Below are 9,956 nucleotides of genomic sequence, written 5' to 3' on the forward strand. Positions count from 1 at the left end.
TATGTTTCTGTGTTTGTTTACTACTGCGGCGGCATTTAAAATTTAAGGGCTGCGCCACAGTTTTAGGGTCTGGGTTATGGGATTAGCTGTTAGTGGTTTTTAAAAAGTGAGCTCTACTCTTTATTAGCCTTTACAACGGCACCCGCTTGTTTACAGTTACTTTCACTAAAACGTTTTCGAAATTGAAGCACAAAAAAGCCGGCGTTATACTATTGCAAGATGGCTTTCCGTCATCCTGAAAATTGTAGTTGCATGGCACATCATAAATCAACAACGTTTATCACGTCTTAACAAGGCGCAATTAAGGTAAAATAGCAGTCCCCTGCAATACCTTATGGTCATAAAACACATAAGGGTACCTATTTTAATACATTTATAACCCAAAACAGCCCCTTTTAGAACTCATTTGTGTACCATTCTACCCAAAAACCCATCATAAAAAACAATACAACACAGGCTTCTTTGTGAAGCAATTTCATACAAATTGCACTTATTTTAGCAAATAGGCAATATATAAGGCTTAATTTTATGCATTTAACAATTAAAGCTTTTGCACTTGCTTTTGCCGCTTTTGGGTGTACTTTTACCCTTCATTTGTGGTGTACAAATGCTAAATTTGGATAATGAAACTACTCAAAACACTTCTTTACTGCTTTTTTGTACTGTGTGGCGCATCATTTTCGGGCTATGGGCAGGGCTATACCTTTCATCATTTACGTACCGACAACGGGCTTTCCAACAGCTACGTAAAAAGCATACTGAAAGACCGCCAGGGCTTCTTGTGGATTGGTACAGAAGCCGGCCTGAACCGTTATGACGGCTATGAGTTTAAAGTGTATAACACTAACCCTGCAAACAAGCACCAGATTGCCTATGATGATGTTTATGGCCTGCAGGAAGACGGCTCGGGAAACATCTGGATCCAGGGGCGCGAAACCTACATGGTGTACAACCGCGATAAAGACAATTTTATAAACAACCCGGCACAACTGCTCAAAAAACTGGGCATAACGCCAAAAGATACTACTTACAAAGTTCATGTTGATATATTAAAAGACCTGTGGGTATTAGACGGCAACAGCCTGTATGTGTATAATTTCAGGAAGAAAAGCCATAAGAAATTTAACGTAGGCAACGCCACTGTTACAGAAATGGCCGATGACGGCGAAAACCTGTACCTGTGCCAAAACCCGTGGCTTATTAAAAAGGTAAACAAACACACCGGCAACCAGACCATTATAAACCTGCCACAGTTTATTAAGAGTGAAATACCTAACCGCGACACCCGGGTATTTGTAGACTCCCGCAAAGGGCTGTTTTTATTCACCGGTTCGTCTGATGCAGCATGGTACTATAAAAATGAGGCCGCCGGCTGGAAAAAGGTAACACTTAACGCTGCCCTGAATGCAGAAAGCAACATAGTGCTTGATGTTATAGATGATGAAAACGGCAACCTATGGATAGGTACCGACCACAAAGGCCTGTTTATTTATAATACTAACGATGGCACTATTACAAACATTACCCACAGCCGCAATGTAAATACGTCTATTGCAGCTAACAACGTGCCCTGCCTGTATAAAGACAATACCGGTACTATATGGATGGGGCATAACAAAAGGGGCATATCATACTATAACGACAGTTTCCATAACATGATGAATGTTGATGCCGGCGATGCCAAAGACATCAGCATTATTATGGAAGACAGCAAGGGCAACACCTGGCTGGGTACTGACGGCAACGGGTTGTATATGAAAAACATCCTGAACGGTGGCATCATAAAAATGCCCATACCCAATATTGCCATTGTAGCGCTGGAAGAAGACCGCCTGGGCCGTGTATGGATAGGCACATATTTAAATGGATTATACTGCTATGAAAACGGCGCTTTTAAACACTACACCAAGAGTAATAGTTCATTAGTATCTAACGACATCTGGAGCCTAAAGGAAGACCGCTACGGCACGCTATGGATAGGCACACTGGGCAGTGGCTTGCAATATTCAACCGGTAAAAACGGGTTTAACCCTATTACCCTAAGCGGAACAGGGCTTGAGTTTACCGTTGAAATGTATTATGACGGTGGCGATAAGCTGTATGCAGGCACCACCACCGGGCTGTATATTGTAGACATAGCCACCCGTAAACAAACCCGCCACACGGCCAATAAAAAAGGCAGCCAAAAGTTTAGGCAGGTAACGGTTAGCAACATTTGCAAAGACGATTCAGGCAACCTGTGGCTGGGGCATCCTAAAGGCATGACATTGTGGGATGTTAAAAATGACACGCTCTACTACATAGACAAAGGCTCAGGCCTTAGCGACAGCGCCATAAGGGGCATTGTAGAAGACAACCACAAGCAAATATGGGTTACTACCAGCAACGGTATGTCGGTCCTTTCGGCCGAGCGTAACAACAAGGGCATTATACAGGTAAGCAGCCGCAACTTTACCACTAAAGACGGCCTGCCCGATAATTATTTTAACAACCACGCCATCTGCAAGTTGCAAAATGGCGATATACTGGTGGGCGGCACTGAGGGGTACACCGTTATTAACCCCAATAAGGTAGCCCAAAAAAACAACCCGCTTGCTAAAGTGCTGTTTACCGGCCTTAGCCTGGGCAATACCAGGGTACAGGTAGACTCGCTCTACAACGGGCACAAACTGCTTGACAAGCCGCTTTGGGAAGCCTCATCTGTAACCCTTAAGCATAACGATAAACTGCTGAGCATATACTTTACAACCGGCGACCTGGTTAATGCCGATAAGGTTAGGTATGCCTACAAGCTGGAAGGTTTTAACAACCAATGGGTAACGGTTAACGACAACAGCGTTATGTTTTCGTCGCTCGCACCGGGCAGCTATACCCTTTTAGTAAAAGCCAGCAACAGCGATGGCGTATGGAACAACCAACCCAGTGTGCTGCACATTACTGTAAAGCCGCCTTTTTACCTTTCTATACTGGCCATTTGCCTGTATATACTTATAGCCCTGGCCATACCGGTTGTGTTTTTTGTACGCACCCGGAACCATCACCTTAAAAAACTGGAACGGCAAACCCTGCAACTGCAACTGGACAAGGAAAAGAGCCTTAACGACATGAAGCTGAAGTTCTTTACCAACATAAGCCATGACTTGCGGACACCGCTCACGCTGATAACCATACCATTACAAAACATACTGAGTGGCGATATAAGCGAGGGGCTGCGCCACAAGCTGAACATTATCAACAAAAATGCCGACCAGCTCATGGCGCTTATCAACTCGCTGCTTGATTTCCGTAAACTTGATTTGGGTGCCGAAGAACTCCACCCCTCACCTGCTGATTTTGTAAAGTTTGTAAAAGACAAATGCGCCTCCTTTAACGGCTATGCGGCAGACCGGAATATTAACTACTTCTATAACAGCACCGTTGACATACTACCCATGCAGTTTGACCCGGTAAAGATGGAAAAAGTGCTGTACAACCTGCTTTCCAATGCCTTTAAGTACACGCCAAATGAGGGCAGCATAACAGTTTCGGTCACGAAAGAGGAGTCTACCGTGTGTGTACGTGTATCAGACACCGGCACCGGCATTAAAGATGAAGACAAGAAGAACATCTTCCAGCTGTTTTACCAGGCATCACAAAAAAAAGAAAACACAGGCAGCGGCATAGGACTTCATATAGTAAACGAATATGTGCTGATGCATGGCGGAACCGTAGACATAACCGATAACGCGCCACAGGGCAGTATTTTTAGCGTAAGGCTGCCAATAATTGAAACCCCGGCCGAGGTTATATATAACATTCCCGATGAAGAGGATGAGGCAGAAGATATTGAAGACTTTGCAGATACCGAAGAAACAGCCACCCTTCCTGTACTGCTCATGGTAGACGACAACATTGATTTTTGCGAACTCATTGCCGATAGCCTTAGCAGTTACTACACTGTACTTACGGCTCACAATGGTTTTGAAGCGCTCGAAAAACTACAGGAAAACGACATAAACCTGGTTATAAGCGATGTTATGATGCCCGAAATGGACGGCATAGAGCTGTGCAGGCGCATTAAAACCAACATAGAGTGGTCTCATATACCCGTATTGCTTTTAACGGCCCGTACGGCAGAAGAATACAAGATTGAAGGCCTTGAAATAGGTGCCGATGATTATCTTACCAAGCCGTTTAACTTTAACCTGCTCAGGCTTCGCATACAAAAATTCCTTGAGTGGACACAGCGCAGCCATAGTGCATTTAGCCAGAAGGTAGAAGTATCTCCGGCAGAAATTACCATAACGTCGTTAGACGAGCACCTTATCGACAAAGCCATTAAAGCCGTTGAAGACCAGATGAGTAACCCTGACTTTAGCGTAGAAGAACTGGGTGCAGCCGTGGGCCTTAGCCGCAGCCACCTGTACAAAAAACTTATGTTTATTACGGGTAAGAGCCCGTCTGAGTTTATCCGCACCATAAAGCTTAAACGTTCTAAGGAACTGCTTGAAAAGAGCCAGCTGCAAATTGCCGAAATTGCCTACAGGGTGGGATATAATTCGCCTAAGCGTTTCACGCTCAACTTTAAGAATGAGTTTGGCATATCGCCATCAGACTATCTTAGAAGCCTGAAAACCAAGAAATAAAAAAAGCCGGACTGTTTAGTCCGGCTTTTTTGTGGAGAATATCGGAGTCGAACCGATGACCTCTTGCATGCCATGCAAGCGCTCTAGCCAGCTGAGCTAATCCCCCATTTTGCGATTGCAAAGATATAGCAAAATAAACAATATGCAAGCCCTTTGCTTAAAAGTTTAGTAAAGCACGCAAATACTTTAGTAAATAATATAACTTTACAGTGCCAAACCACTTAAAATGAGCACTACAGGAACCATAAACACCACTGTTTCAGCAAATATTGCAACCATAACCTTCGGCCATCCTGCCGGAAACTCTTTCCCATCGGCACAGTTAAAAGCACTTACTGAGGCTTTTACCCTGTTGGGAAACAACCCTGATGTTAGCATAATCATCCTGCAAAGCGAGGGCGAAAAGGCTTTTTGCGCCGGCGCATCGTTTGATGAACTACTGAAAATCAATACCTTTGAAGCCGGAACAGAGTTTTTCTCGGGCTTTGCTAATGTTATCAATGCCATGCGCACCTGCCCCAAGCTTATTGTAGGGCGCATTCAGGGCAAGGCTGTTGGCGGGGGCGTGGGCCTTGCCGCCGCCTGCGATTACTGCTTTGCTACCGATGCCGCTGCCATAAAACTATCTGAATTTACCATAGGCATTGGCCCATTTGTTATAGCGCCAGCCGTTGAACGTAAGATGGGCAAAGCCGCCTTGGCGGAACTTACCTTGGGTGCAGACCAATGGAAAGATGCGCAATGGGCGCAAAACAAAGGCCTGTATGCCAACACCTTCAGCACATTATCAGAACTTGACACTGCCCTTGAAACGTTTACTACCAAGCTGGCTTCCTACAATCCTGAAGCCCTTAGCGCCATGAAAAAAGTACTGTGGGAAGGCACCGAAAACTGGGATACCCTGCTGGCCGACCGCGCCAAAATATCCGGCGGGCTGGTACTTTCAGACTTTACAAAAGAGGCTTTGCAGCAGTTTAAATAGCACCCGTTTTTAGCCAACCCGTAATACTAAGGCGCGGCTGCTTAACCGGTTTAACCTCATGCTCAAGCAACTGGCTCTCAAAAACCACTACCCTCCCGGCAAGTGGATAGATATCTATTGCCTTTTCTGAGCCGTTTTCATCAGTGTAAATAGTCAGCTCACCGCCAAACTCAGGCTGCCAGTCTTCGTCATTAAGGTAGCACACTATAGATATTTTACGGCTGCTATCGTTTTGGAAGGTATCAAGATGGCGCTTGTAAAAAGTACCCTCGGGGTATAACGCATAGTGAAACTCCTGTCTTTGTATGCCCATATAACAGGTGCGGTTAAGGTACTGTACAAAATCGCGTATTTTTGTAAAAAACACATTTTCAGTAGGTTCTGAATCATTTTCATCAAGCCAAAGGATAAAATCACCCCTAACAGCACCTACAACCTGCTCATTAGCCTGGTTGCCAATTGCCGACTTTTTAAATTCCTCTGCCTCATACTTTTGCAGCAGGCTCTGGCGCAGGCCGTCTATTTCCTGTTGCGAAAAAAAGCCGTCGGCAACGCTGTAGTGCTGCTGCATTAGCCCATCTATAATCCTCTCATACAGCGGATTCAGCTGAAAATCATCCATTTTGTGGCAGTGTTAAAAACCGCACCAAATATAGGCTTTAAACCAATACGTTAATCACATGGTATTATTTAGTAATTTTGCAGCTCTAATCACGTGAATCATGAGTAAAATAAGGATTACCAAGCAGTTTACATTCGAAACCGGCCACGCCCTTTACGGCTATGACGGCAAGTGCAAAAACGTGCACGGCCACAGCTACAAGCTGTCGGTTACGGTAATTGGAGAGCCTATAGCCGACAAAAACAACGTAAAATACGGCATGGTAATAGACTTTGGCGACCTGAAACACATTGTAAAAGAGGAAGTTGTAGATATTTTTGACCACGCAACCGTGTTTAACCAAAACACCCCGCACGTAGAACTAGCCGCCGAACTTAAAAACCGCGGGCACCACGTTATACTGGTTGATTATCAGCCTACAAGCGAAAATATGGTGATTGATTTCGCCGCTAAAATCAGTAGCCGCCTGCCCGAAAACATAAAACTGCACTCACTAAGGCTACAGGAAACCGAGACTTCTTATGCCGAATGGTACCTTAGCGACAACCAATAAAAACACAGCTTTTTCTTACATAACGATTTAGAAAAATACTTAATATTTCACTTTTGGAGTTCAACATTCAGTCTTAAAGCCGAAGGCCGAAAGTCATAAAGTAAAAAAAAGGGAACATAAAATCCAGTCAGCATTTTTTGCCCTCCCCTTTCGACTTTCTTTCTTTTGACTTTCGACCAAAAAAGAAATCCCCACCTTTTAGGGGTGGGGATTTCGGGTATTGCATGTTGGTTTGTTTCCTTTTGTTAAGGCATGTCCATTTCGCCCTGCTTACTGCTTCACGATGATGAACTCTGAGCGGCGGTTTTGTGCGTGCTGCTCATCAGTACACTCAGTACACTTAACCTTAGGCTGGCTCTCGCCATACCCCTGGCCACTGATGCGCTTCTTGTCGATACCTTTTGAGATTACATACTGAACCGTAGACTTAGCCCTGCGGTCTGATAACCTCATGTTGTATTTGTCGCTGCCACGGCTGTCTGTGTGCGATTTAACCATGATAACCATGTTCGGGTACTTCTTAAGTACCTCTACCAGCTTGTCAAGTTCAAAGGCTGCCTCCTTGGTGATGTTGCTCTTGTCATACTCAAAGTAGATTTCGTTAAGTACTACAAGGGTGTCTACAACAATCTTCTTGATTGGCTTCAGGTTAGCCGCTACGTTAACCACACCGCCCTTGGTCTTGGCTACCGGGAACGTGTTGCTTTCGTACTCCGGTGCGCTTGCCTGGATGGTGTAGGCCCTGTCGCAGTCTACATTGTAGGTTACCTTACCGTCAGCCCCTGCTGTGCGGCGCTCTATTACGTTGTTTTTCTCGTCAAGTATTGCAACCTGTGCCCCGGCTATAATCTGCCCGGTCTCGGCGTCTTTTACAAGTACTATGGCTTCTACACCACATACAGGCGTAGCGCTGTACAGCTTGTCTATATTGCCTTCGCCCCTGTTACTGGCAAAGAAACCTATGTTCTTGTCTTTGTTGAAGCTAAAGGCAAAATCGTCCTTGCCTGAGTTTACAGGCTGGCCTACGTTGCGTGCAGCAGTACCTTTTGATTCTTCGATGTAGAAGATATCAAGCCCACCAAAGCCTTTGTGGCTGTCTGATGAGAAGAATAACCTGCCATCGGCATCAATATACGGGTAGTCTTCCCTGCCCGGGGTGTTTACCTTAGGGCCAAGGTTTACAGGCGTGCCGTAGTTGTTGCCGCCTTTTATCTCTACTTTCCAGATGTCCATGCCCCCTGTGGTGCCGGTCCTGTCTGATGAGAAGTACAGCCACTTGCCGTCTTTGCTCAGCGCAGGGGCATTGGTGCTCCACGCCTTATCGTTAAACGGTAGTGCACCGGCCTCTACCCACTTGCCGCTTTGTTTGGTGGCTTTGTACAGGTAAATCTGGCCTACTTTAAGGTTGTTGTCCTTATCGCGCTCAAACTGCTTGCTCTCTTTAAAGCTCTCTGCAGCAAAATACATGGTGTTGCCGTCTTCGGTTACGGCAACCGTGCCTTCGTGCCATTTTGAGTTCAGGTCGCTTAGCGGAACCGGCTCGCTAAAGGTAGCGTTGGCATTATACGTAGCCGTATAAATATCAAGAAAAGGCTGCTCGTTTGCACCATACGTCCTGCGGGCGGTGTTGCGCGCGCTGGTAAAGTAAAACGTGTTATCTGCTGTTAAAAGGCCGCCGAATGAGCTGTACTTGGCATCGTTTATGTCAAGCAGCTTCTCGTCAAACATCTTGGCCTGGTTGCGTAGTGCAGGAAGGTAGTTAGGGTCGGCAAGGAATTCCTTGGCCCTCTGGTCGTTTGGTGCAAGGCCGGCAAATTTCTTCATCTGCGCGTTGGCCTCGTCATAACGCTCCAGCGCCTTTAGCATCTGGGCATATTTAAAATACGTTTCCGCATCCTGCTGCGTCTTGGTAAGGTCGGCATACCATTTTACCGCTTCTTTTGCATTAAAAGTGATGTAGTAGCATTCGGCAAGCTGCTTCTTTACGTAATCGTCTTTCTTGCTTACCTTTAGGTAATCGGCCGCCGCATCTACATATTCCATACGGGCAAAATGCTTATCGGCATCTTTGGTCTGCTCGGTCTGCGCCGTTACTGCCACGGTAGCAAACATAAAGCCAAGGGTAATATATAAATTTTTCATGTGTCTTCTTTTTGTCTCGCTTTAGGTTAGAAATAACGTGGTGAACGTGATACTTTTTTCGGGAAGTTCAAATCAAACAACAGCATGATTTCGTGCGATGCCGGTGTGGTAACGTTAAGGTCGCTCACAATGTGGTCATACGCATAGCCTATCCTCAAATTAGGCGTAATGGCAAAGTTTACCATACCGCCAAAAGAGTCGTCTAACCTGTAGGTAGCGCCTATCTCAAAGCGGTCAAAGAACAACGCGTTCAAAGAGCCGTCTATCGATGGGTCGATACCAAAGGCTGANGTTCAAAGAGCCGTCTATCGATGGGTCGATGCCAAAGGCTGACTTAACCATAAATGAAGGCTTCAGCTTAAAGTTGTCGTTAATCTGGAATACATAACCACCCGTTAAAAAGTAGTGCGAAACCTCTGAACCAAAGTCTACACCCGTGTAGTTAAGGTGCTTGCTCTTTAGCATATTGGGTACTGAAAACGCCAGGTAGTAGTTATCGGTGTAGTAAAATGCACCGGTACCCACGTTAAAGTAGGTGTTGTTTACGTTCTCGGCAAATGCAGGGTCTCCCGGGTCCGGTACGTTGTTGTACACTTCGCTGAACAAGCCCACATCGTGGAACGTTACACCCGCTTTAATACCCAGGGCAAGCCTGTGCTGGCCACCCAGTTTAAGGGTATAGCTAAAGTCGGCATATACGTTGGTTTCTTTTACAGGGCCTATCTCATCTACAATGGCCGATAGCCCAAGCCCTACGTTTTTGCCTACAGGGCTGTGGCCCGAAAACGTGCCTGTGCTTGGTGAGTCTTCAATGTCTACCCACTGCTTGCGGTATAGTAACCCGAATGATAAGTTCTCCTTCGAGCCCGCGTAAGCCGGGTTTATTACGTTCATGTTATACATATACTGCGTATAGTGCGGGTCCTGCTGTGCAAAGGCATCAACAAAACCTACCAACGCAATGAATGCGGACAGGTATAGTTTCTTCATGTGTGTGTTTTTCTTAAATTAATGTGCAAAAAAAGATAAACT

At 45.6% G+C, this 9,956-nt stretch carries 5 protein-coding genes, 1 tRNA gene and 2 pseudogenes; 3 read left to right on the top strand and 5 right to left on the bottom strand.

Annotated elements, in window-relative coordinates:
- Positions 1 to 623: 623 nt before the first annotated feature.
- Positions 624 to 4,625: a hybrid sensor histidine kinase/response regulator transcription factor gene (locus AM279_RS12535; protein WP_082344226.1), complete on the top strand. Its 4,002-nt coding sequence runs from the start codon at positions 624 to 626 to the stop codon at positions 4,623 to 4,625.
- Positions 4,626 to 4,657: 32 nt separating this feature from the next.
- On the opposite strand, the gene AM279_RS12540 is transcribed toward AM279_RS12535, so the two are convergent.
- Positions 4,658 to 4,731 (bottom strand) — tRNA-Ala (locus tag AM279_RS12540).
- Between the two features lie 120 nt (positions 4,732 to 4,851).
- Between AM279_RS12540 and AM279_RS12545 the strand changes: the two genes are divergently transcribed.
- The gene (locus AM279_RS12545; protein ID WP_054408378.1) at positions 4,852 to 5,607 is read left to right on the top strand and encodes an enoyl-CoA hydratase/isomerase family protein; all 756 of its coding nucleotides are present in this window, start codon (positions 4,852 to 4,854) and stop codon (positions 5,605 to 5,607) included.
- Here the strand turns inward: AM279_RS12545 and AM279_RS12550 are convergent.
- Positions 5,600 to 6,229, bottom strand: coding sequence for a 2OG-Fe(II) oxygenase (locus tag AM279_RS12550; protein WP_054408379.1), 630 nt, complete (start codon positions 6,227 to 6,229; stop codon positions 5,600 to 5,602). The genes AM279_RS12545 and AM279_RS12550 overlap by 8 nt on opposite strands.
- Before the next feature lie 100 nt (positions 6,230 to 6,329).
- Between AM279_RS12550 and AM279_RS12555 the strand changes: the two genes are divergently transcribed.
- Positions 6,330 to 6,782 carry a 6-pyruvoyl trahydropterin synthase family protein gene (locus tag AM279_RS12555; RefSeq protein ID WP_054408380.1) on the top strand — a complete coding sequence of 151 codons (453 nt, stop codon included), beginning with the start codon at positions 6,330 to 6,332 and terminating at the stop codon, positions 6,780 to 6,782.
- Positions 6,783 to 7,052: 270 nt separating this feature from the next.
- Here the strand turns inward: AM279_RS12555 and AM279_RS12560 are convergent, their stop codons facing one another.
- The 3 genes and pseudogenes from AM279_RS12560 to AM279_RS12565 all read right to left on the bottom strand — a co-directional run.
- On the bottom strand, positions 7,053 to 8,924 hold the full coding sequence (locus AM279_RS12560) for an OmpA family protein (RefSeq protein WP_054408381.1): 1,872 nt from the start codon (positions 8,922 to 8,924) through the stop codon (positions 7,053 to 7,055).
- A 26-nt stretch (positions 8,925 to 8,950) separates the two neighbouring features.
- A pseudogene (locus AM279_RS20880) lies at positions 8,951 to 9,214 on the bottom strand (type IX secretion system membrane protein PorP/SprF); the annotation flags it as partial.
- Between the two features lies 1 nt (position 9,215).
- Positions 9,216 to 9,914 (bottom strand): annotated as a pseudogene (locus tag AM279_RS12565) (PorP/SprF family type IX secretion system membrane protein); the annotation flags it as partial.
- Positions 9,915 to 9,956 lie beyond the last annotated feature (42 nt).

It is taken from the genome of Flavobacterium akiainvivens, assembly GCF_001278115.1.
GTDB classification, from domain to species: Bacteria; Bacteroidota; Bacteroidia; order Flavobacteriales; family Flavobacteriaceae; genus Flavobacterium; species Flavobacterium akiainvivens.

Excerpts from the sequence above, each read along its gene's own strand:
- AM279_RS12555 (WP_054408380.1), top strand. The coding sequence starts at position 6,330 with ATGAGTAAAATAAGGATTACCAAGCAGTTTACATTCGAAACCGGCCAC.
- AM279_RS12535 (WP_082344226.1), top strand. The coding sequence starts at position 624 with ATGAAACTACTCAAAACACTTCTTTACTGCTTTTTTGTACTGTGTGGC.
- AM279_RS12550 (WP_054408379.1), bottom strand. The coding sequence starts at position 6,229 with ATGGATGATTTTCAGCTGAATCCGCTGTATGAGAGGATTATAGATGGG.
- AM279_RS12560 (WP_054408381.1), bottom strand. The coding sequence starts at position 8,924 with ATGAAAAATTTATATATTACCCTTGGCTTTATGTTTGCTACCGTGGCA.
- AM279_RS12545 (WP_054408378.1), top strand. The coding sequence starts at position 4,852 with ATGAGCACTACAGGAACCATAAACACCACTGTTTCAGCAAATATTGCA.